We start from the raw sequence: 21,186 nt of genomic DNA, 5'->3' as shown, positions 1-21,186 counted from the left end.
TCCACCAGACGGGCACCCCACGGGGTGCCCGTTTTTTGTGGGCGTCGGGCCAAAGGCTGACACGGGTCAATGCCCGAGCTACTGACATGGCTAAGATGAGCTAAGCTGAAAGTGACCATCGTTTTAGCCTGAGTAGCACAATAATGGTCGAAAATAGGCTCAGGCGAGAACAAGACCGGGCAACTTGCCCGGAGGAGAACACGCCATGCAAACCTTCATGTCTGCTGCTCTGCAGTTTCCGTCCATCGTCTTTGCCCTGCTGCTGATACTGGGCATTCTCTATTGGCTGCTGGTGTTGTTGCGACTGGCGCCGTTGGAGCTGTTCGAACGCGATAGCCTGCGCGATGACCACATGGCGAGCACGCTCGTCTCGCTGGGCTTTGCGGGTGTGCCCGCCTCACTGGCGCTGAGCCTGCTCGTTCTATTGGCAGGCGCCATATCGCTGGCCGTCGAGCTGCTGGTGCTGCGCTGGCTACCGCTGGGCATGTTGAGAGTGCCTGTGGGTGTGCTGGTGCTGTGGGCTTCCTTTGCCGTTGCTTCGCCGCTGGCGGCTGCCGTGTGTCACGCCCTGCAGCGTGGGCTGCATCGCTACCCGCCGTTCCAGCGCCGTTGCCTGCTGGGCGCCACGGCGGTAGTGGCCGAGCGCGACCAGCAGGGCGTTGCCACTGCTCGGCTGCTCAATGAGCCAAACAGCGTGGTGCGCCTGCATTGCAAGGCGGGGGATTGCCCCCAGCCGGGTGAGCATCGGGTATTGGTCAAATATCTGGCCAGTGAAGGGGCCTACCGCAGCGTCATGGAGCAGGACTACCTGGATACACGGGTACGCCTCAACAAGCTGCGCTTGCAGCACAAGCACCACCCCAATGGCTACCCGACGTAACCAGCCCTATCTACTGCCTCTCAGGTAGCGCCACACATCTGCCAGCCACTGGCTGAACGTGCCAGTTGGCTGGGCAGGTGTTGCCGTGGAAGAGGCGGCTAACGGAGTCGTCAGAAAGTGCTGTATGGGCTTGACCTGCTGAGCGTCGTTGAGCATCGGCGCATGCCCGCAGCCCGGCACGGTCATGGTCACCAACGACGGCTGTGACTCGGCCATTTTGGGCAGCGTTTCGGCGGCCAGCAGGGTAGAGGTTTCACCGCGAATGACCATGAGCGGGCAGCGTATCTTCGCCCAGTCGGCCCAGGTATCCCGTGGTGTATCGTGAATAAACTGCTCGCCTATGCGTGGGTCGAAGTGGTAGGTCCAACTGCCATCGGGCAGGCGTCGTGAGCTATTGAGCGCCAGCTCGCGCCACTCCGCTTCGCTGGTGATGCCGAAGCTGGCATAGTGCTTGACCAGCTCTGCCTGCAGGTTGGCAAAGTTGTTGAAACGGTGGGTGACGCCAAAGTAGCTCGACAGCGCAATCAGCCCTTCCTTATCGAGCTCAGGCCCAACGTCATTGAGGACCAGACGAGCAATGCGCGCTGCGTGTTGCTCGTCGGCGGCGATCAGCATACCAAGCAGCCCTCCCATGGAGGTGCCCAGCCAGTCCACCTGTTCCAACTGGTAGTGGTCCAGCAGCGCGATGGCAACGGTGACATAGTGGCTGTAAAGGTAGTCATGGGCGGGAAACAGCGACCAGCTCGATAGGCCGCGCCCTGGGGTGTCCGGGGCCAGTACGCGCCATTCGCTGCCGAGCTCGCGGGCCAGGGCGGCAAAATCACCGCCGTGGCGAGCCAGCCCGTGCCAAGCAATCAGGGTTCGTTTGGCGTCAGGGTTCCAGATGCGAACCGCAATCTCCAGCTCACGTACGCGTACAAACTCCAAGGCATCCATACACGGCTCCTGTCATGTGGTGCCTGTAGTATAGATGCAATGCTGCGGTGCAGTAGAGCGTTTACTTGCGCATCATGCGGATCAGCGTATCGATGATTTCTGCGCCGCGCTCGGAGACAGAAAAAGCATCCGGCGTGCGCAGCCAATCATGAAACAGGCCGCCGAGCGCGCACTGCATCAGGCGGGTGGCGGTTTCCGGGCTGATATCTTCGCGCATATCCTGCTGTTGCTGGGCCAGTTGGAACACCGGCAGCATTTCGTCGAAGCACTCTTCGCCGATTTCATCCTGCATGGCAATGGGGTTGATATCGCTGAAGAATTCACAGCGATGGAGCAGGATCGACAAAATACGCTGATGGGAAGGTTGTTCGATACGCTGCAAGCCCGCGTGGCAGGCCAGGCGAATGGCTTCCAGCGGTGAAACGTGTGGATCGGCGTTATTGACTTCATCGATCAATGACTGGAAGGGCATGCGCACCCGCTCCACCAGCGCCATGAACAGATCGCCCTTGTTCTTGAAGTGCCAATAGACGGCACCGCGGGTCAGCCCCGCATGGCGGGCAATCTGCTCAAGCGAGGTGCGAGCAACGCCTTTTTCGAAAAACACCTCTTCAGCCGCATCCAGCAGCGCTTCGCGCGTTGCCGCAGCCTCCGCTTTGGTTTTTCTTGCCATGGAACCTCACCTCACTCTCGACACGTATGCGGCGTATTTTATATGAACTCGCCGGTTTTTTACATTCAAAAGTGTATGGTTAATCAGAGAACTTCATAGCGTGCGTTAACAAAGATGTCGGATAATGCTAAATAGAGTTTTCAGACATCAGATTTTCCAACCTTTTAGCTACTGCACGATGCTTGATCGAGGAGTTGTCATGGCGCGAGCGCCTTTTACGCTAGCCGGGCATACCGTACTGCCCGGCCAACGGTTACAGATCGATGTGCCGGTGGCACGCCTCTACACCCACACACCGCTGCATATTCCCGTCGAGGTGGTGCATGGCCGCAAAGAGGGGCCGGTCATGCTGGTCTGTGGCGGTATCCATGGGGATGAAATCAACGGCGTGGAAATCGTGCGGCGCGTGCTGCGCTCGAAGTCCATCAACAGCCTGCGCGGAACGCTGATTGCCGTGCCGGTGGTCAATGTGTTCGGTTTCTTGCAGCAAACCCGCTACCTGCCCGACCGCCGCGACTTGAACCGCTGCTTTCCAGGCAGCGAAAAGGGCTCGCTGGGGGGGCGTATTGCCGCGCTGTTCAGAGATGAGATCGTCGATCATGCGACGCATATCATCGACCTGCACACGGGGGCGATTCATCGCACCAACCTGCCGCAAATTCGTGCGCAGTTGACCCCTGGCAGCGAAACCGAGCGCATGGCCGATGCCTTTGGGGCCCCGGTCATTCTGAATGCCGAACTGCGGGAAGGCAGCCTGCGCCACTATGCCCAGAACCTGGGCATTCCCGTGCTGACTTATGAAGCCGGTGAGGCACTGCGTTTCGATGAGTGGGCGATTGCGCCAGGTGTCAAAGGCATTCTCAGAGTCATGCGCCGCCTGGGGATGCTGAGTGGCGAGCAGCGCCGCCGTACCCCCGCCCCCGCCGAGTTGGCCAATGGCTCCAGTTGGGCGCGTGCGCCTATCGATGGCATTTTACGGCCCCAGGTGCGCCTGGGGGCGCGCGTGGCCAAGGGCGAAGTGCTCGGCAAGGTAGCGGACCCCTTCGGCAATGATGAGGGCGAGGTGCTGGCCATGGCCGATGGCATCGTGATTGGCATGAGCCGCCTGCCGCTGGCCAATGAAGGCGAAGCGCTTTATCACATCGCTCGCTTCGATGAGATAGAAGAAGCCGAGACGGCCATCGAAAGCTTTCAATCCAGCCTGGAACCGCCTCCCGACTCCCTGTATTGAGCTTTTTTGATAGCAAATATTGATCGCTTCAATAGCCAACGTTAAGGCGCCATGGATGGCGATATGCCTGCTTGTTGACTATACCTGTGGGGGAGCCAGCCAGCGCAAAGGCGAAATGCCTCGTGCGCTGTGGGCCATTTCCAACGACGCAACGGCGTCTGGTCGAATGTGACAAGGAGGAAGCGCCATGAGTAGCCACCAGCACCCCACCACCAATGAAGCCGGTATTCCGGTTGCCAGCGACGAGCACTCGCTTTCGGTCGGGGCCGATGGTCCCATCGTCATGCATGACCACTATCTGATGGAGCAGATGGCGGCCTTCAACCGTGAAATGATTCCTGACCGTCAGCCCCATGCCAAAGGCAGCGGGGCGTTTGGTCATTTTGAAGTGACTCAGGATGTCAGCCAGTACACCAAGGCTGGCTTTCTACAGCCTGGCAAGAAGACCGATGTGCTGATCCGCTTCTCGACCGTGGCAGGCGAGAGCGGAAGCCCGGACACTTGGCGGGACCCCCGCGGGTTTTCCATCAAGTTCTACACCGAGGAAGGCAACTTCGACATGGTGGGTAACAACACCCCCGTGTTTTTCGTTCGCGACCCGATGAAGTTTCAGCACTTCATTCACTCCCAGAAACGCCGGGCTGACAACGGCCTGCGAGACCACGACATGCAGTGGGATTTCTGGACGCTGGTACCCGAGTCGGCCCACCAGGTGGCATGGCTGATGGGAGACCGTGGCGTTCCTGCCACGTGGCGGCACATGAACGGCTATTCCAGCCATACCTATATGTGGGTCAATGAGGCAGGCGAGCGGTTTTGGGTGAAGTATCACTTCAAGACCGACCAGGGCATCAAGTGCATGACCCAGGAGCAGGCCGACCAGATGGCCGGTAGCGATGCCGACTACCACCGTCGTGACCTCTTCGAAGCCATTCAGCGGGGGGATCACCCTACCTGGACTTTGAAGATGCAGATCATGCCCTTCGAAGATGCCAAAACCTACCGCATCAACCCTTTCGACCTGACCAAGATCTGGCCCCATGACGACTACCCGCTGATCGAGGTGGGCAAGCTGACGCTGGACAGGAACCCCACTGATTTCCACAGTGAAATCGAGCAGGCCGCTTTCGAGCCCAACAGCATGGTGCCGGGGACGGGGCTGTCGCCGGACAAGATGCTGCTGGCAAGGGCGATCTCCTATGCCGACGCGCACCGTGCTCGACTGGGGGTGAACTACAAGCACATTCCGGTCAATACGCCCAAATGCCCGGTGCACAGCTATGGCCAAGGGGGCGCAATGCGTATTCGTCACGCCACCGATCCTACCTATGCACCCAACAGCAAAGGTGGCCCCAAGGCGGATGGGCAGCGCTTCCCGGAAGACGCCGTGTGGTCGACCGACGGGCAATTCATACGGACGGCCTACACGCTCAGAAAAGATGACGATGACTGGCGCCAGGCCCACGCGCTGGTGCGCGACGTGATGGACGACGCCCAGCGCGAGCGGCTGGTGTCCAATGTGGTCGGGCATCTCTCGGGAGGCGTCTCTGAGCCGGTATTGGCCCGGGCGTTCGAGTATTGGCGCAATATCGACCAAGAGGTGGGAGAGCGTATCGAGCAAGGCGTTCGCGAACAGTAGCCTCTTGAACGAAAACGCCCAGCGATCAGCTCGCTGGGCGTTTGCTCGGAACAGCCCGTTGGCCGTCAGGCCACGGGCTGTTTTGTTGTCTGCTCATCCACTGGCGGTGTATCGGTATCCGGCTCGCGCACCAGGCCGAGCGCGTCATCGAACAAGCGTAATCCCGCACCCTCTTTATGGGCGTGTTCCGACAGGTGACGGCGGAACCGGCGCCCGCCCGGGCAGCCCTGAAACAGCCCCAGCAAATGCCGCGTAATATGATTCAGCTTGGCGCCCTCATCCAGGCGCTGCTGAATATAGGGGCGGAAGGCCGTGGCCGCTTCCAGACGCGTGCGGGCCGGGCCGGGCTCACCAAACAGCTGCTCATCGACACCGGCCAGTAGCCACGGGTTCTGGTACGCCTCGCGGCCTACCATCACGCTGTCCACATGCTCCAGCTGCGCCTGGCACTCGGCCAGGGTTTTAATCCCGCCGTTGATGCCAATGTGCAGCTCGGGGTGGCTCTGTTTCAATCGATGCACCCGAGGGTAGTTCAGCGGTGGAATGTCACGGTTCTCTTTCGGGGATAACCCCTGTAGCCAGGCTTTGCGGGCGTGAACGGTAAACACGCTGCAGCCTGCCGAAGCTACGATATCAATGAACCGTGCCAAATCGGCGTCTTCATCCTGGTCATCGATACCAATACGGCATTTCACCGTCACCGGAATCGACACCGCCGCCTGCATGGCCTTGACTGCGGCGGCCACTTTTTCGGGGTGGCCCATCAGGCAGGCGCCAATCATGTTGTTCTGCACCCGGTCACTGGGGCAGCCCACGTTCAGGTTGACCTCGTCATACCCCCACGCCTCAGCGATCGCAGCACACTCCGCCAACTCTCCCGCATCGCTACCCCCCAACTGCAGGGCTATCGGATGCTCCACCTCGCTGTACCCCAAAAAGCGCTCACGCGGGGAGCCGTGCAGCACCGCACCGGTGGTCACCATCTCGGTATACAGCAGCGCACGCCTAGTCAGGGTGCGAGCGAACGCACGGTAGTCTCTTGTAGTCCAGTCCATCATCGGCGCGACGGAGAAAGTTCTATCCAGCGCTGGGCGGGCGGTGCCAGACTTCATGCGGGTTTGAGCGTTTGTGGTATCATTCATAACTGTTCATATTTACAGTGGTTAAGCGGCGTTTTACATGGTTCGTTGGTACATATCTGGTACTTGAGCCGCTTTGAATTTGGTACATCGAGGGGGGGCAAGTATGGCAACGATTCGCAAGCGCCGTAAGAAGGACGGCAGTTTCTCATATCTGGTGCAAATTCGCATTGCCCGCCGTGGGCAACCAGACTACTCAGAGTCGAAAACATTCCCCAGAAAGGCAATGGCTGAGGAGTGGGCGAAGCGCCGGGAGTTGGAGCTGGCCGCGCCTGGTGGCGTGCTTACCGCTAAGTGGAAAGGCGTTATTTTACACGATGCCATCGAGCGCTACCTGCATGAATTTGCCGACGGCGCAGGCCGTAGCAAGCGAGCCACCATCGAGCAGCTGCAGCGTTTCCCCATTGCCCGCGTCAAGATCACCGAGCTCAGCAGCGAGCAGATCATCGAGCACGCCCAGATGCGGCGGCGCAGTGGTATAAAGCCTTCGACCACCGCGCAAGATATCACCTGGCTGGGCATCATCTTAAAAACGGCACCCACGCCTCTGGGCATGAGTTGGTTGGGAGCTTTTGGTGAATAGCTCTAGGGGGTTTTTCTGATGTGCCTAGTCTTCAGTACGGCGTCGACCATAGATGAAGGCCGCGACCATGCCGCCTATATCCATGGCTGTGATCATCGCAGCTACGCCTGCATGGCCTAAGTACAAAGCAAAGGCAGCTACGCTGAAACCTGCCATTGCTACTGCTGCGGCCAGCAATTGGCCACGTAAATCACGAGTGGTTTCAGCACGTACAATAGTCGTTTCCGTACGATGTCTGTGTTCGCGTTCGCTATCCGCCCAATCGATTATTTTGGCTGCCGAACCAGGTACTATGTCCTCATAGCCGCGCAAAATGCTAGGAGGAGGTAGAGGCCCTTGGAATGCCGAGGTAGTACGTCGGCTTATGGCCACAGCAACGTCTGATTTATGGCGCTGCAATAGCTGGGTAAGTACTTGCTGCTCTTCATCTGAGAGCTCGTCTTTGCTTAGCAGAGAGCCAAGCTCGGCTAGCTCTTGTTGATCCTCAATCGAATCAGTTTCCTGATTCAACCGAAGGTTTTGATGATGCGGCGTGTGCTCGTCGTGATCCGTTTGATCAGGCTTCTGTGACTCGCTGCCGGGCTGTGGGCTTGATGAAGGTTTGGTCATATCGTTCAACAGCGCGATCCATGTCTTTACCGATCTGCTCCCAGTCAGAGCCGAGTCGTTCAAGATCAGTTTTATGAGCGTCAATCAAATCACGGTAACGAGTGTTTGGCTGGATGTCGATAAGGCTACCGACGGCGCTCAGTAGACGTTGACGGCGTGAAGATGAAATCTTCATGGTCTTGGCCTCCTTTGCAGCCTTTCTTTCACATCGGTTCACGGAAAATTCCGCCATGTCTGATGATCAGTTGGATATCTCAGTTATCTATAGTCTGACACTTTAAGTGGACAGCGCAAGGGTTGTCCATCACAACGCAGTGCTGCTGTGCCACCTGTTGGGGTGCACTTCGTTGATCTTGTGGCTTTTGTCCTGGTACGGGGTCACGTCGATATCGACGACGGCCCAGATCCAGCCGGTGAGGTCGGGGCTGTCCATATGGTGTTCGATGGACGTGGCTTCGGGGAGGGGGTCGCCGTACTCGACCGCGACTTCCAGCCAGCCATCGATGGCTTCTTTGGCGTTGGCCAGGGCCTCTTCGAAGCTGTCGCCTGCGGAGTGGCAGCCGGGCAGGTCGGGTACGATGATGCCATAGGCGTGTCCTTCAAAGCGCTTCTCAAGCCTGGTCTGATATTGGGTAAATGCTTGCATCACTTTGCGTTTTTTGTGGTCAAAAGCGGTATGGTAGGTATCCGCCAATAACAAGGGGAAGACGTGGTGATGGGGAAAGCGCTAGGTTACGCAGGAGCCGCTCTGCTGGGTGCATTGATGTTGCAGGGCTGCAGTGGTCCCGAAGAGGAGACGCCGGCAGAGACGGTTCAGGTGGAAGAGACCGCCGCGGCCGAGCCAGTGGCGGAAGCCGAGCCTATCGAGCCGCTGGAGGTGGAAGTCTCGACCTCTGCTCAATTACTCTCTGACCGCCGATTGATGATTGCGGGCCGGACCAACTTGCCGGACGGAGCCCAGGTACAGGTCGTGGTCGAGCGTGAGCTGAGCCGCGTGCGCTGGCAAGCGCGTACTCAAGTCAGGGAAGGGCAGTTCGAAGTCGGGCCGCTGGGTACGGGAAGTGGGTTGCCGGATGGCGGTTACGTGGTGCGAGTACAGCTTTCCGAAGCCGCTGTTCAGCCAGCCAGCGTGCGGGCACGCATTGGTGATCTGGGTGAGCATTTGGCGGGAGAGCTGGTCAGCCAATCCCGCCATGGGTTGGGTCAGGTGGCCACCTACTCGCGGCGTCTCTTGATAGGCAGTGAACCAAGACGAACGCGCGACCAGGTGGACGTGTTTGAGGACAATTAGGGACGGGGAGGTAAAGATGCTTTAGGCAGCACACCAGTGGGCAAGCAGAACGGCATGGATCGACGTGCTATTGGGCGCTTTTGTATAGTGCTCAATGACGTATTGATCATCCCGTTGTACCAGGTAATGCCCAGCCTTGTGAAACACGTGTGTCGGGCCGAGGAGCAGCAGGTCTCCCGCCGACGCTGGTGAAAAATCTGCTTCCTTGGCAGGTGTCACCATCACGCAAGGTGCTTTCCAGTCGATCTTCAACGGCAGGTGATGCGGCACGGTGATAGCAGTGGCCTGAACCTGTTCCCAGGGGAGGGGACCAGTATGGTTCAGGGTGAGCAGTTGCGGCGCGCTGTCTCCTTCCAATAGGGTAGCAAGTGAGCAATCCAGTGCGTCCGCGAGCGCCACCAGGCGTTCATGGCCGATCTGTTTGATTGCCCCAGATTCCCAATAAGAAATGGTGACATCCGACACGCCAACTTTACGTGCTAGGGCAGCTTTGTTGAGCTTGGCCCTAAGCCTCAGTTGCTTGATACGTGAGCCTAGCGATTCCATTTCATCTTCCTATCGATGAGCTAAATCAGCTCGTTAAATGTACTTCCACCTATTCGGTGGCGCTCAGAACACGCTGTAAACGATGAGAATCGTTCGCATGCATGAACACGAATCATGGGTACTTCACCATACTAAGCGATTGTGCTTTAACGCGCATCTTCCACACCGTGAACATTGAGCTTGGGTTATGACGCTTTTGAGGCAAACTCGTTCCCCTGCGGGTGCTGTTGGATATAGCTGGGGCGCGTATAATGTGGCGATGCATTTTCCGCCACAAGGATAGATTGATGACCGTACGTACTCGTATTGCGCCTTCCCCCACTGGGGACCCGCACGTAGGCACGGCCTACATTGCGCTGTTCAACCTCTGCTTTGCCCGTCAGCACGGTGGTCAGTTCATCTTGCGCATTGAAGATACCGATCGGGTGCGTTCTACCCCTGAATCAGAACAGATGATTCTCGACTCGTTACGGTGGCTGGGGCTCGAATGGGACGAAGGCCCTGATGTAGGCGGCCCGCATGGCCCTTACCGTCAAAGCGAGCGCGGCGAGATCTACGCCCAGTATGCGCAGCAGCTTTTGGATGCAGGCCATGCCTTCAAGTGCTACCGCACCAGTGAAGAGCTGGACGAGCTGCGTGAATCCCGCAAGGAAGCAGGCCTGCATCTGGCCCTGAAGCCTGCAGACCTGGCGCTGGATACCGCCGAGCAGGCGCGTCGTGAGCAGGAAGGCTGGCCGTATGTCATCCGCATGAACGTGCCCAGTGAAGGCGTCTGCGTGGTCAGTGACATGCTGCGTGGCACAATAGAAGTGGACTGGACGCAGGTGGATGCACAAATCCTGATGAAGTCCGATGGTATGCCCACCTATCACCTGGCCAACGTGGTCGATGACCATTTGATGGGCATCACCCACGTGCTGCGTGGCGAAGAGTGGATCAACTCGGCACCCAAGCACCAGCTGCTCTATGACTACTTCGGTTGGGAAATGCCCCAGCTCTGCCACATGCCGCTGCTGCGCAACCCGGACAAGTCGAAGCTTTCCAAGCGCAAGAACCCGACCTCGATCAACTATTATCGTCGCATGGGTTTCCTGCCCCAGGCCGTCACCAACTATCTGGGTCGGATGGGGTGGTCGATGCCGGACGAGCGCGAAAAGTTCAGCCTGAGCGAAATGATGGCTGAGTTCGACATTCAGCGGGTATCGCTGGGTGGGCCGGTATTCGATCTGGAGAAGCTGACCTGGCTGAACGGCGTTTATATTCGTGAAGACCTGGATGACGATGCGTTGCTGCTGGCGCTGCGCGAGTGGGCGTTCAACGATGCCTATGTCAAACAGATCCTGCCCCAGGTTCGCCCGCGGGTAGAGACGCTCTCGCAGGTGGTTCCGCTGGCGGGCCATTTCTTCTCTGGGCTGCCCTCGTTGGAAAAGCAGGATTTCGATGCTATCAAGCTGGAAGACGAAGAGCTGGTGAAGCTGCTGCAATTCCTGGTATGGCGCTTCGAAGCCGTCAATGCCTGGCACAAGGAAGCGCTGCTGACGGAAGTCAAACACCTGGCGGAACACTTCGAGCTCAAGATGAAGGCGTTTCTGGCGCCGGTGTTCATTGCCATTACGGGCAGTGCTTCCAGCACGTCCGTCATGGACGCCATGGCGATTCTCGGGTCGGACGTGACGCGGGCTCGCTTGCGCCACGCTATCGAGGTATTGGGTGGCGTATCGAAAAAGCAGGCGAAACGCTTCGAAAAAGAGTTCCGCGACCTGTAAACACTCGACCTGTACAGAGGGGCAGGGAGCGTCAGATGAGCGGCAAGCGAGATATTTGACGCTTCTTGCGAAAACAGGGTTGACGAAGGCGAGCGTAATCAGTAATATACGCTCCGTCTTCACGACATGTGGGGCCTTAGCTCAGCTGGGAGAGCGCAACACTGGCAGTGTTGAGGTCAGCGGTTCGATCCCGCTAGGCTCCACCATCATTAGCCCATGCTAACGATGTACCATGATGTAAAAAAGGTAGATACGTCCCATTCGTCTAGTGGTCTAGGACACCGCCCTTTCACGGCGGGAACAGGGGTTCGAACCCCCTATGGGACGCCACCTTCTTCTGGTTTTTTGTATTTCCCCCTTTTAAAAGTCTCGATAGCAACCCAATGTCGCGTTGCTTTTTCGGCTGCTTCCTGTTTGGCGTTTTAGCCAATTTATCGCTTTTTTTGTCAATATTGTGCTTGACTTGTCCACTTTTGCTCGTCTGGGTAAAGGGTTGTGCACAGCCTCGTGAATATGACATAAAAAATCAGCGTCTTAGCTTAATCTCTTTTAAATCAACGGCTTATGAGAGGTTAAAAAATGACCAATTTAAGGCTGGGTCACTGTTCATGGCGATTACGGGACGTTTTGTAGTGGTTGTGAACAGGGTTATCCACAGATAGTGTGGAAAACCCTGATCCGGCTGTCAGTGTCAAAATGTCAAGTGCTATTCGCCTTTGCGGAGACGCTTCAACAGCGAAGAGGTGTCCCATCGGCCACCCTGCATACGCTGGACGTCGGCATAGAACTGATCCACCAGTGCGGTGACGGGTAGCGTGGCGTCCAGTCTGCGCGCTTGCTCCAGGCAGATGCCCAGATCCTTGCGCATCCAGTCGACGGCAAAGCCGTGCTGATACTCATCGGCGATCATGGTCTTGTGGCGGTTTTCCATCTGCCAGGATCCTGCGGCACCTTTCGAAATCACCTCGATCACTTGATGCTGATCCAGTCCTGCCTGTTCGGCAAAGTGCAGCCCCTCTGCCAACCCTTGTACCAGGCCGGCGATGCAGATCTGGTTGACCATTTTGGTGAGCTGGCCGCTACTGGCGGGGCCCATGAGCGTGACAGCGCGAGCATAGTGGTCAAGCACGGGGGCGACGGCATCGAAAGGGGCCTGTTCACCGCCGCACATGATGGTCAGCGCGCCGTTTTCTGCGCCCTGCTGGCCGCCGGATACCGGGGCATCGATAAAGTGAAGGCTCTTCTGGCGACAGGCGGCATCCAGCTCCAGTGCCAGGTCGGCTGAGGCCGTGGTGTGGTCCACCAGATAGCTGCCTGGGGCCATGGACTGCAGCACGCCGTGTTCGCCGGTGGTGACCTGACGCACGTCGTCGTCATTGCCCACGCACACCAGCACCAGATCGGCGCCCTGGGCCGCCTCGGCGGGCGTGGCGTGGGCCGTGCCGCCGAACTGATCGGCCCATGCCTGGGCTTTGGCGGCCGTGCGGTTATAAACGCGGGTGGTCAGGCCCTGCTTGGCCAGGTGTCCTGCCATGGGATAGCCCATGACGCCCAGGCCGATAAAGGCAACGGTAGTAATAGAAGACATAAAGCACCTTTGTTGTTGATGGGGGAGTGGTGTCATGAAGGGGGTAGGCTGCACGCAAAAGGCCACCCGTGGGTGGCCTTTGTGTCGTTCAGTCATCGCCGTACAAGCCGCCGATTACTTCTTGGGGTAGTCACGCTGGTCATGACCAATGTAAAGCTGGCGCGGACGACCGATCTTGTAGCTTTCGCTGAGCATTTCGTGCCAATGGGAGATCCAGCCAATGGTACGGGATACCGCGAAAATCACGGTAAACATGTTGGTCGGAATGCCCATGGCCTTGAGGATGATGCCGGAGTAGAAGTCGACGTTCGGGTACAGCTTGCGCTCGATGAAGTATTCGTCTTCGAGGGCGATCTGCTCCAGGCGCTTGGCGATCTTCAGCTGCGGGTCATCGGCCAGGCCCAGCTCGGCCAGTACTTCGTCGCAGGTCTCTTTCATGACCTTGGCGCGCGGGTCGAAGTTGCGGTAAACGCGGTGGCCGAAGCCCATCAGCTTGAACGGGTCGTTCTTGTCTTTTGCCTTGTCCACGAAGCGCTGAATATTCTCTTCGGAATCGTCGCCGATTTCGTCGAGCATGTTCAGCACGGCTTCGTTGGCGCCGCCGTGTGCTGGGCCCCAGAGTGCCGCGATGCCCGCACTGATACAGGCAAACGGGTTGGCGCCGGTAGAGCCTGCCAGGCGTACGGTGGAGGTGGAGGCGTTCTGCTCATGGTCCGCATGCAGCATGAAGATGCGGTCCATGGCTTTGGCGTACACCGGGTTGATCTTGTACTCCTCGCAAGGGTTGCTGAACATCATGTAGAGGAAGTTCTCTGCATAGCTCAGGTCGTTGCGCGGGTAGTTGAAGGGTTGGCCAACGTTGTACTTGTGCGACATGGCGGCCAGGGTAGGCATTTTGGCAATCAGGCGAATCGCGCTGATGACGCGGTCTTCTTCCTGAGTGATGTCCATGTGGTCATGGTAGAACGCTGCCAGACCACCGACCACGCCACACAGGATCGACATCGGGTGTGCGTCGCGACGGAAGCCCTTGAAGAAGTTGTTGATCTGGTCATGCACCATGGTGTGATTGCGAATGCGCGATTCGAAATCGGTGTACTGCTCTTTTGTGGGCAGTTCACCAAACAGCAGGGTGTAGCACACTTCGACGAAGTTGGATTCTTTTGCCAGTTGGTCGATGGGGTAGCCGCGGTGCAGCAGTACGCCCTTGCCGCCATCGATGTAGGTGATTGCGGACTGGCAGGAAGAGGTGGCCATGAAGCCGGGGTCGTAGGTAAACAGGCCTTCGGCGCCCAGGCCGCGCACGTCGATGACGTCGGGGCCAAGTGTGCCGGAATACATGGGTAGTTCGATCGTCTTGTCGAGACCGTCTACCGTCAATGTCGCTTTCCTGTCAGCCATGATGGCCTCCTTTCGAGTTCGGTTTGGGACGTAAAGTCGTTGTTTCGCATGCCGCGCCGGCGAAAAGGCTTGCCCACTATAGAAGTGTGCGACATTTTGTCAATTAGCCTAAATGCTAGACATGCTTATACAGGATGTGTTGTTTTGGATAATAATTGTATATGATTGATCGGGATCTATAGTACCGAAGTGACAGAGGATTGACGATACGTTAACAGGCTTATCAAACCGTCCATCTAATGTCACTATAACCATGCTGCATCGCAAAATCGACTCAGACCATTGGCTATTTTCTTGCACCATGGTCGAGTTAAGTCTGAGATCGGTTTGTCAGCAGGGGCTAAGGTTCTTATAATCCACGGCGCGCGACCGGCAGGTAGGTGGTCGTGCCCGACTTGGCAACGGCCGAGCCCCTTCCAGCAACCACTGCCCGCTCGGGTTATGCCCGACCGTCGCTGAGCGGGCCAAGAGAGTGTGTATAACGCCGTGAATAGCAAACGACCCGTAAACCTAGACCTGACTACGATACATTTCCCACTGCCAGCGCTGACGTCGATTACGCACCGTATCACCGGCGTGATCCTGTTTGTCGGCCTGATTTTCGCTTTCTGGGCGCTGGGCAAATCCCTGTCATCTCCGGCTGGCTTTGACGCTGTCAGCAACGCCCTGGCGAACAACGTCTTCGCCAAGTTCGTTGCCTGGGGCCTGCTGTCTGCCCTGGCATTCCACTTCGTGGCAGGCATCAAGCACCTGCTCATGGATGCCAACATTGGCGTGACCCTGGAGGGTGGCGTGAAAAAAGCACAGGCTACGGTCGTAGTCAGTGCGGTTCTGATTATTCTGGCAGGAGTTTGGGTATGGTAACCAACATCACGAGTTTTGGCCGTAGCGGTCTGTCCGATTGGTTGATGCAGCGAGTATCTGCGGTCATCCTGGCCCTTTACACGGTCTTCATCGTCGCCTACCTGCTGTTTAACCCGAACCTGGATTACTACACCTGGAGCGGGCTGTTCGAGCAAACCTGGATGCGTATTTTCTCGCTGCTGGCCTTCATTTCCATTGCAGCGCACGCCTGGATCGGTTTGTGGACAGTCACTACCGATTACCTCAAGTCCACTCGCCTGCGCGTGGGTGCCCAGACGCTGATCATTCTGGCCATCTTCGTATACCTGGTGTGGGGCATCCAAATCCTGTGGGGAGCTTGATCTATGTCTAACCTTCGTAGCCTGACGTTTGACGCCATCATCGTGGGTGGCGGTGGCTCTGGCCTGCGTGCCGCTCTTGAACTGGCCAAGTCCGGTAAAAAGACAGCGGTACTGTCCAAAGTGTTCCCGACACGCTCCCACACGGTTTCTGCTCAGGGCGGTATCACCTGTGCGATTGCCTCCGCCGACCCGAACGACGACTGGCGCTGGCACATGTATGACACCGTCAAGGGCGGCGACTATATCGCTGACCAGGACGCTGCCGAGTACATGTGTTCAGAAGGCCCCAAGGCCGTCTTCGAACTCGAGCACATGGGCCTGCCGTTCTCGCGTTTCGACAATGGCCGCATCTATCAGCGTCCGTTCGGTGGTCAGTCCAAGAACTTTGGTGAAGGTGGTCAGGCCGCACGTACCTGCGCCGCCGCCGACCGTACCGGTCACGCGCTGCTGCACACCCTGTACCAGAACAACCTGAAGAATAACACCACGTTCCTGAACGAGTGGTACGCGGTGGATCTGGTCAAGAACGCCAACGGTGACGTGGTGGGCTGTATCGCCATGTGTATCGAAACCGGCGAAGTGGTGCACGTCAAGTCGAAAGCCACCGTGCTGGCGACCGGCGGTGCCGGACGCATCTACGCGTCGACCACCAACGCCCTGATCAACACGGGTGACGGCATCGGCATGGCGCTGCGCGCTGGTTTCCCGATGCAGGACATGGAAATGTGGCAGTTCCACCCGACCGGTATCTACGGTGCGGGCACGCTGGTCACCGAAGGTTGCCGTGGTGAAGGTGGTTACCTGGTCAACAAGGATGGCGAGCGTTTCATGGAGCGCTATGCGCCCAACGCCAAAGACCTGGCGGGCCGTGACGTTGTGGCGCGTTCCATGGTCATGGAAATCCTCGAAGGCCGCGGCTGTGGCGAGAAGGGCGACCACGTGTTCCTGAAGCTGGATCACCTGGGCGAAGAAGTACTTGGCAAGCGTCTGCCCGGCATCGTCGAGCTCTCCAAGACCTTTGCTCACGTCGACCCGGCCAAGGACCCGATTCCGGTCGTACCGACCTGCCACTACATGATGGGCGGTATCCCGACCAACATTCATGGTCAGGCGATCACCCAGGACGAGAGCGGCAACGACAAGATCGTCAACGGTCTGTTCGCGTGTGGCGAAGCTGCCTGTGTATCGGTACACGGTGCCAACCGTCTGGGCGGCAACTCGCTGCTGGATCTGGTGGTCTTCGGTCGCGCTGCGGGCATGTTCATCGAAGGCGCGCTGAACGAAGGTATCGAATATCTGGATGCCTCCGAGTCGGACATCGAAACCGCCATGAAGCGCATCACTCGCTGGAACGAATCTGAAGGCGGTGAAAGCATTCCTGAGCTCAAGGCCGAGCTGCAAAGCATCATGCAGAACTCTTTCGGTGTATTCCGTGAAGAGAAAAACATGCAGGAAGGTGTCAAACAGCTGGCGGAACTGCGTGGCCGCATCGACAATGCGCACCTGCCGGACAAGTCCAACGCCTTCAACACTGCCCGTGTCGAAGCGCTGGAGCTGGACAACCTGATGGAAGTGGCAGAAGCAACGGCGATTGCTGCCCTTGAGCGTAAAGAGAGCCGTGGTGCCCACTCGCGCTACGACTACCCCGACCGTGATGATGTCAACTGGCTGAAACACTCGCTCTACTTCCCGGCTAGCAAAGAGCTGAAGAAGCGCGACGTCAACTTCAAGCCGAAAACAGTCGATACGTTCGAGCCGAAGGTTCGCACCTACTAATCTCCGCACCGACGAGAGGGAGACACCATGTCAAATCTTCAGGTATCCGTGTATCGCTACAACCCGGAAACCGACTCCGCGCCCTACATGCAGGAGTTCCAGGTCGATACCAAAGGTCGCGATCTGATGGTGCTGGATGTACTGCACCTGATGAAAGAGCAGGACAGTGGCCTGGCCTATCGCCGCAGCTGCCGTGAAGGCGTGTGCGGCTCCGATGGCATGAACATGAACGGCAAGAACGGCCTGGCGTGCATCACGCCGCTGTCGGACGTCGTGAAAAACAACAAGCTGACTCTGCGTCCGTTGCCTGGCCTGCCGGTCATCCGTGACATGGTCGTGGACATGGGCTTGTTCTACAAGCAGTACGAGCGCATCCAGCCGTATCTGCAAAACGACACGCCAGCGCCCGCCATCGAGCGTCTGCAGTCGCCAGAAGAGCGCGACAAGCTGGACGGCCTGTACGAGTGTATCCTGTGTGCCTGCTGCTCCACGTCCTGCCCGTCGTTCTGGTGGAACCCGGACAAGTTCGTGGGCCCGGCGGGTCTGCTGCAGTCATACCGCTTCCTGGCCGACAGTCGCGATACCGCCACCCGTGAGCGTCTGACCAGCCTGGAAGACCCGTTCTCGGTATTCCGTTGCCGCGGCATCATGAACTGCGTGGCGGTATGCCCGAAAGGTCTGAATCCGACCCGTGCAATTGGTAAAATTCGTGAAATGTTGCTCGCAGATGCGACGTAACTCATTAATCCTGTGAAAAAAAAGCGACTACCACGTAAGTTGCATCACAAAGCTACTTAAATCGTGGCGCTTCGCTTGTTATCATAGGGGCTGCCATGGTGCGGCGACGCGCCGCACCATGGATCAGCCAAGTTTAAAAGCCGGTGCGACGAGTACCGGCTTTTGAGCATGAACTGGTAATGAAACGCGTCATCATACGTGTATGAACAAGGGCTACCGGCCTCAGGTCGGCGCCGCCGGCAAACGTCCCGCCCCGCCGGCAGGGCAATAGCGATGTCGTTGCACGCATGCAGCGATGCCGATACCACCCCATCAGTGCAGGGTGACCGAGAGATGCAACAAGGCATAATGGAGTTGATGTGGCGTTCCTCTCACGTTAGTGGTGGCAATGTCCACTACGTGGAAGCGCTTTACGAGCAGTACCTCGCCGATCCTGATTCTGTCTCAGACGAGTGGCGCAGCTATTTCGATCAGTTGCCGCGTGCTGAAGGCAGTGCCTCCCACGATGTTCCACTAAGCCCCATTCGTGATCAGTTCTACCAGCTTGGCCGTGAAAGTCGCCCAGGCCGGGTAGTCGCCGCGTCCGACAGCGGTGAAAACAAAAAGCAGGTCAAAGTCCTGCAGCTGATCAACGCGTATCGCTTCCGTGGCCATCAAAAGGCCAATATCGACCCGCTTGGTCTGCGTAATCCCACCCCCGTCCCCGACCTCGACCTGTCATTCCATCAGCTGTCCAAAGCTGATCTTGATACCGAGTTCCAGACAGGTTCTTTCTTCCTGGGTATTGATAAAGCACCGCTGCGCGAGATCGTCGACGCGCTGGAGCAGACCTACTGCCGCTCCATCGGCTGCGAAATCATGCACATCGTGGATACCGAAGAGAAGCGCTGGCTGCAGCGTCGTTTCGAATCGGTACGCAGCGCGCCCAAGTTCAGCGATGACGTGCGCAAGCACGTATTGGAGCGCCTGACGGCTGCGGAAGGTCTGGAAAATTACCTGGCCTCCAAGTACCCGGGTACCAAGCGCTTCGGCCTGGAAGGTGGCGAGTCGTTCGTACCGATGATGGACGAACTGATTCAGCGCGCCGGTGGCTACGGCACCAAGGAAGTCGTTATCGGCATGGCCCACCGTGGCCGCTTGAATCTGCTGGTCAACATCCTGGGCAAGAACCCTGCGGATCTGATCGACGAATTCGATGGCAAGAAAGTCATCGAGCGTGGTTCTGGTGACGTGAAATACCACCAGGGCTTCAGCTCCAACGTCATGTCGCCTGGTGGCGAAGTCCACCTGGCCATGTCGTTCAACCCGTCGCATCTCGAAATCGTCGCGCCGGTGGTGGAAGGCTCGGTTCGTGCCCGCCAGGATCGCCGCAACGACGCTGACGGAAGCAAAGTGCTGCCGATCAACGTTCATGGCGATGCTGCCTTCGCGGGGCAGGGTGTGGTCATGGAAACATTCCAGATGTCCCAGACCCGCGCCTACAAGACCGGTGGTACGGTACACATCGTCATCAACAACCAGGTGGGGTTCACGACCTCCAACCCGGCCGATGCACGCTCCACCGAATACTGTACTGACATTGCCAAGATGGTTCAGGCGCCGATTTTCCACGTCAACGGCGATGATCCGGACGCGGTCATTCACGCCACCCAAGTGGCCCTGGATTACCGTCAGCAGTTCAAGAAAGACGTCGTCATCGACCTGGTATGCTACCGCCGTCGCGGCCATAACGAGGCCGACGAGCCATCGGGCACCCAGCCGCTGATGTACGCCAAGATCAAGGACCACCCCTCCTCACGCACGCTGTATGCGCAGCGCCTGATCGAGCAGGGCGTACTGTCCGAAGACGACGCCAAAGCCATGGTGGAAACCTACCGCGATGATCTCGTGGCAGGCAATCACGTGGCCAACGCGCTGGTTCAGGAACCCAACAAGTCGCTGTTCGTCGACTGGGCTCCCTACCTGGGCCATGAGTGGACCGGCAATGCCGACACCACCTTCGACATGAAACGCCTGCAACAGCTGGCGGCGAAGATGTGTGAGATCCCCGACGGTGTCGAAGTACAGCGTCAGGTCGCCAAGATCTATGAAGACCGCCGCAAGATGCAGGCGGGCGGCATGGGGCTCAACTGGGGCTTCGCCGAAACGCTGGCCTATGCCACGCTGCTGGATCAAGGCCACCCGATCCGGATTACCGGTCAGGACGTTGGCCGTGGCACGTTCTCGCATCGTCATGCGGTGGTGCACAACCAGAAAGACGCGACGACCTACGTGCCGCTGCAGAACATGGCCGATGGTCAGCCCCGCTTCACCATCCACGACTCCTTCCTGTCGGAAGAAGCCGTGCTGGCGTTCGAGTATGGCTACTCCACCACGGCTCCCAACGATCTGGTGATCTGGGAAGCGCAGTTCGGTGACTTCTTCAACGGTGCCCAGGTCGTGGTCGACCAGTTCATTTCCTCTGGTGAGACCAAGTGGGGTCGCCTGTGTGGCTTGACCATGCTGCTGCCCCATGGCTACGAAGGCCAGGGCCCCGAGCACTCTTCGGCACGCCTTGAGCGCTTCTTGCAGCTGTGCGCCGAGCACAACATGCAAGTGTGCGTACCGACGACGCCTGCCCAGATTTTCCATCTGCTGCGCCGTCAGGTGATTCGCCCGCTGCGCAAGCCGCTGGTGGTCATGTCGCCCAAGTCGCTGCTGCGCCACAAGGAAGCCGTGTCCAGTCTCGAAGATCTGGCCCATGGCAAGTTCCACATGGTGCTGCCCGACCAGGGCAACCTGGATGCCGAGAAAGTCACTCGTGTGATCATGTGCGCTGGCAAGGTCTACTATGATCTGGCCAACTGGCGTGCTGAGAACGAGCGTGACGATACGATCATCCTTCGTCTTGAGCAGCTCTACCCCTTCCCGAAAGAAGAGCTTCTGGAAGTGCTCCAGGCATATGCCAATGTGGAAGACATCGTCTGGTGTCAGGAAGAGCCGCTGAATCAGGGCGCCTGGTACTCCAGTCAGCACCACATGCGTGCCGTGGCCGACCTGTTGAAAGACGGCCTGGGTCGTGAGTTGAAATTCGCAGGGCGTCCTGCCTCGGCTGCTCCGGCAGCGGGCTACATGTCCGTCCACACTGAACAGCAGCGCCAGCTGGTGGAAGACGCTTTTAATATTTAAGCGTCCGCCAGGCTTAG

20 protein-coding genes and 2 tRNA genes are annotated in these 21,186 nt (G+C 58.1%); 13 read left to right on the top strand and 9 right to left on the bottom strand.

The features are described from left to right. The first annotated feature begins 205 nt into the window (after nucleotides 1-205). Nucleotides 206-880: a hypothetical protein gene (locus tag FEU76_RS07165; RefSeq protein ID WP_096922566.1), complete on the top strand. Its 675-nt coding sequence runs from the start codon at nucleotides 206-208 to the stop codon at nucleotides 878-880. A 6-nt stretch (nucleotides 881-886) separates the two neighbouring features. Here the strand turns inward: FEU76_RS07165 and FEU76_RS07160 are convergent, their stop codons facing one another. Both FEU76_RS07160 and FEU76_RS07155 read right to left on the bottom strand, forming a co-directional pair. Continuing rightward, on the bottom strand, nucleotides 887-1,816 hold the full coding sequence (locus tag FEU76_RS07160) for an alpha/beta fold hydrolase (RefSeq protein ID WP_096922567.1): 930 nt from the start codon (nucleotides 1,814-1,816) through the stop codon (nucleotides 887-889). Between the two features lie 61 nt (nucleotides 1,817-1,877). Beyond that, the gene (locus FEU76_RS07155) at nucleotides 1,878-2,489 is read right to left on the bottom strand and encodes a TetR family transcriptional regulator (RefSeq protein ID WP_039176404.1); all 612 of its coding nucleotides are present in this window, start codon (nucleotides 2,487-2,489) and stop codon (nucleotides 1,878-1,880) included. Between the two features lie 199 nt (nucleotides 2,490-2,688). Here FEU76_RS07155 and FEU76_RS07150 point away from each other — a divergent pair, with 199 nt between their 5' ends. Both FEU76_RS07150 and FEU76_RS07145 read left to right on the top strand, forming a co-directional pair. After that, nucleotides 2,689-3,720 (top strand): succinylglutamate desuccinylase/aspartoacylase family protein, encoded by a 1,032-nt coding sequence (locus FEU76_RS07150; RefSeq protein ID WP_039176399.1) that lies wholly within the window; start codon nucleotides 2,689-2,691, stop codon nucleotides 3,718-3,720. A 187-nt stretch (nucleotides 3,721-3,907) separates the two neighbouring features. Next, the gene (locus FEU76_RS07145) at nucleotides 3,908-5,359 is read left to right on the top strand and encodes a catalase (RefSeq protein WP_081137447.1); all 1,452 of its coding nucleotides are present in this window, start codon (nucleotides 3,908-3,910) and stop codon (nucleotides 5,357-5,359) included. Nucleotides 5,360-5,424: 65 nt separating this feature from the next. Here the strand turns inward: FEU76_RS07145 and dusA are convergent, their stop codons facing one another. Further along, nucleotides 5,425-6,471 carry a tRNA dihydrouridine(20/20a) synthase DusA gene (gene dusA / locus FEU76_RS07140; RefSeq protein ID WP_144982400.1) on the bottom strand — a complete coding sequence of 349 codons (1,047 nt, stop codon included), beginning with the start codon at nucleotides 6,469-6,471 and terminating at the stop codon, nucleotides 5,425-5,427. Nucleotides 6,472-6,604: 133 nt separating this feature from the next. On the opposite strand from dusA, the gene FEU76_RS07135 reads away from it, so the two are divergent. Then, nucleotides 6,605-7,081, top strand: a complete 477-nt coding sequence (locus FEU76_RS07135; protein WP_144981675.1) for a hypothetical protein — start codon at nucleotides 6,605-6,607, stop codon at nucleotides 7,079-7,081. A 24-nt stretch (nucleotides 7,082-7,105) separates the two neighbouring features. Here the strand turns inward: FEU76_RS07135 and FEU76_RS07130 are convergent, their stop codons facing one another. From FEU76_RS07130 to FEU76_RS07120, 3 genes are all read right to left on the bottom strand, one after another. Next, nucleotides 7,106-7,690, bottom strand: a complete 585-nt coding sequence (locus tag FEU76_RS07130; RefSeq protein ID WP_144982397.1) for a DUF2335 domain-containing protein — start codon at nucleotides 7,688-7,690, stop codon at nucleotides 7,106-7,108. Further along, nucleotides 7,638-7,865, bottom strand: a complete 228-nt coding sequence (locus FEU76_RS07125) for a hypothetical protein (RefSeq protein ID WP_144981672.1) — start codon at nucleotides 7,863-7,865, stop codon at nucleotides 7,638-7,640. Before FEU76_RS07125 ends, FEU76_RS07130 begins: the two co-directional genes overlap by 53 nt. A 129-nt stretch (nucleotides 7,866-7,994) precedes the next feature. Further along, nucleotides 7,995-8,336: a type II toxin-antitoxin system HicB family antitoxin gene (locus FEU76_RS07120; protein ID WP_260851368.1), complete on the bottom strand. Its 342-nt coding sequence runs from the start codon at nucleotides 8,334-8,336 to the stop codon at nucleotides 7,995-7,997. A gap of 69 nt (nucleotides 8,337-8,405) precedes the next feature. Here FEU76_RS07120 and FEU76_RS07115 point away from each other — a divergent pair, with 69 nt between their 5' ends. Then, on the top strand, nucleotides 8,406-8,981 hold the full coding sequence (locus tag FEU76_RS07115; protein WP_186299112.1) for a hypothetical protein: 576 nt from the start codon (nucleotides 8,406-8,408) through the stop codon (nucleotides 8,979-8,981). 21 nt (nucleotides 8,982-9,002) lie between these two features. Here the strand turns inward: FEU76_RS07115 and FEU76_RS07110 are convergent, their stop codons facing one another. Then, nucleotides 9,003-9,527 carry a helix-turn-helix domain-containing protein gene (locus FEU76_RS07110; RefSeq protein WP_016914537.1) on the bottom strand — a complete coding sequence of 175 codons (525 nt, stop codon included), beginning with the start codon at nucleotides 9,525-9,527 and terminating at the stop codon, nucleotides 9,003-9,005. Nucleotides 9,528-9,814: 287 nt separating this feature from the next. Here FEU76_RS07110 and gltX point away from each other — a divergent pair, with 287 nt between their 5' ends. The 3 genes from gltX to FEU76_RS07095 all read left to right on the top strand — a co-directional run bounded on the left by gltX (nucleotide 9,815) and on the right by FEU76_RS07095 (nucleotide 11,623). Continuing rightward, nucleotides 9,815-11,293, top strand: coding sequence for a glutamate--tRNA ligase (gene gltX, locus FEU76_RS07105; RefSeq protein WP_144981665.1), 1,479 nt, complete (start codon nucleotides 9,815-9,817; stop codon nucleotides 11,291-11,293). Nucleotides 11,294-11,423: 130 nt separating this feature from the next. Continuing rightward, nucleotides 11,424-11,499: transfer RNA gene (locus FEU76_RS07100), tRNA-Ala, on the top strand. A 48-nt stretch (nucleotides 11,500-11,547) separates the two neighbouring features. Further along, nucleotides 11,548-11,623, top strand: a tRNA-Glu gene (locus tag FEU76_RS07095). 376 nt (nucleotides 11,624-11,999) lie between these two features. Here the strand turns inward: FEU76_RS07095 and FEU76_RS07090 are convergent. Continuing rightward, nucleotides 12,000-12,881, bottom strand: a complete 882-nt coding sequence (locus tag FEU76_RS07090) for an NAD(P)-dependent oxidoreductase (protein WP_144981662.1) — start codon at nucleotides 12,879-12,881, stop codon at nucleotides 12,000-12,002. Nucleotides 12,882-12,995: 114 nt separating this feature from the next. Continuing rightward, a complete protein-coding gene (gltA, locus tag FEU76_RS07085; protein ID WP_039176356.1) occupies nucleotides 12,996-14,282 on the bottom strand; it encodes a citrate synthase in 1,287 nt (428 codons plus the stop codon). Nucleotides 14,283-14,768: 486 nt separating this feature from the next. On the opposite strand from gltA, the gene sdhC reads away from it, so the two are divergent. The 5 genes from sdhC (at nucleotide 14,769) to FEU76_RS07060 (ending at nucleotide 21,169) form a co-directional block, all read left to right on the top strand. Then, nucleotides 14,769-15,146 carry a succinate dehydrogenase, cytochrome b556 subunit gene (gene sdhC, locus FEU76_RS07080; protein ID WP_186299111.1) on the top strand — a complete coding sequence of 126 codons (378 nt, stop codon included), beginning with the start codon at nucleotides 14,769-14,771 and terminating at the stop codon, nucleotides 15,144-15,146. Further along, complete coding sequence (gene sdhD, locus FEU76_RS07075) at nucleotides 15,140-15,487, top strand: succinate dehydrogenase, hydrophobic membrane anchor protein (protein WP_016914532.1); 348 nt, start codon at nucleotides 15,140-15,142, stop codon at nucleotides 15,485-15,487. Before sdhC ends, sdhD begins: the two co-directional genes overlap by 7 nt. A 3-nt stretch (nucleotides 15,488-15,490) precedes the next feature. Then, nucleotides 15,491-17,263, top strand: coding sequence for a succinate dehydrogenase flavoprotein subunit (gene sdhA / locus FEU76_RS07070; protein WP_016914531.1), 1,773 nt, complete (start codon nucleotides 15,491-15,493; stop codon nucleotides 17,261-17,263). Nucleotides 17,264-17,290: 27 nt separating this feature from the next. After that, the gene (locus FEU76_RS07065; protein WP_016914530.1) at nucleotides 17,291-18,001 is read left to right on the top strand and encodes a succinate dehydrogenase iron-sulfur subunit; all 711 of its coding nucleotides are present in this window, start codon (nucleotides 17,291-17,293) and stop codon (nucleotides 17,999-18,001) included. A 333-nt stretch (nucleotides 18,002-18,334) separates the two neighbouring features. After that, a complete protein-coding gene (locus FEU76_RS07060; protein WP_039176946.1) occupies nucleotides 18,335-21,169 on the top strand; it encodes a 2-oxoglutarate dehydrogenase E1 component in 2,835 nt (944 codons plus the stop codon). Nucleotides 21,170-21,186 lie beyond the last annotated feature (17 nt).

It is taken from the genome of Halomonas sp. C22 (assembly GCF_007655045.1).
GTDB classification, from domain to species: domain Bacteria; phylum Pseudomonadota; class Gammaproteobacteria; order Pseudomonadales; family Halomonadaceae; genus Vreelandella; species Vreelandella hamiltonii.
This window is presented reverse-complemented; position numbering and strand designations above follow the sequence as displayed.